The organism is Nitrosopumilus sp. b1, assembly GCF_014078545.1.
Taxonomy (GTDB): Archaea; Thermoproteota; Nitrososphaeria; order Nitrososphaerales; family Nitrosopumilaceae; genus PXYB01.
Map to the genome: position 1 here is coordinate 1 of NZ_MU078797.1, position 696 is coordinate 696.

Sequence of the window (696 nt, forward strand, 5' to 3'; positions counted from 1 at the left end):
CTAGTCTCTGTGTTGTATAATGTTACAAACATGTTTGCAAGAATATTAGTTGCTGGCATCTCACTATCACCTTAATTTTTTAAATCCTAGAGAGTTTGCTACTTCTCTGAAACATCGTCTGCATATCATTAAATCGTATTTTTGAATCACTGCTGTATAGTCACCGCATCTCTTGCACCATCTAGAACCCCGACCAAAGTCGTGCTTTTTTCTTCCTGTAAATTCGTAAGATCTATCTTTTGCCATTATACCATCGTTACTCCAAATTCTTTAGACACAAATTCCTTTGCTTCTTTAGCAGTAATTCTGTGACTCTTACCAACACTTGCTTTGTGCTTACTTCTAACCCTGATGTTGTATCCAGGTCTTGTGAGTGCCATTGAGATATCTAATCCTAAAATTCCAATTGTTGGGTCATATTTTACACCTGGAATATCGATGTGCTCTTTTATTCCAAATGAAAAGTTTCCAAACTCATCAAATGAGCGACCCTTTAGTTGATTGCCTTTGGCTTCAAAGAGTCTTTTTGCAAGCTCAATTGCATCTTGACCGCGAATTGTAACTGCAACACCAATTGGTTCTCCTTTTCTTACACCAAAGTCTCTTTGAGTTTCTTTTGCATCTCTTGCACAAGATTTTTTGCCAGAAATTTCATTTAATGCTCTTTTTGCAACTTCAATTGCATCACCTGATTTT

2 protein-coding genes are annotated in these 696 nt (G+C 36.6%); both read right to left on the reverse strand.

Annotated features, from left to right (window positions below):
• Positions 1-66 precede the first annotated feature (66 nt).
• Positions 67-246: a 30S ribosomal protein S14 gene (locus tag C6988_RS10930; RefSeq protein WP_182135478.1), complete on the reverse strand. Its 180-nt coding sequence runs from the start codon at positions 244-246 to the stop codon at positions 67-69.
• The coding region (locus C6988_RS10935; RefSeq protein WP_182135480.1) for a 50S ribosomal protein L5 at positions 246-696 on the reverse strand (451 nt) is incomplete at its 5' end. The genes C6988_RS10930 and C6988_RS10935, both read right to left, overlap by 1 nt.

Bases quoted from the DNA above. Each gene is read 5' to 3' on its own strand.
- C6988_RS10930 (WP_182135478.1), bottom strand. From the start codon at position 246: ATGGCAAAAGATAGATCTTACGAATTTACAGGAAGAAAAAAGCACGAC.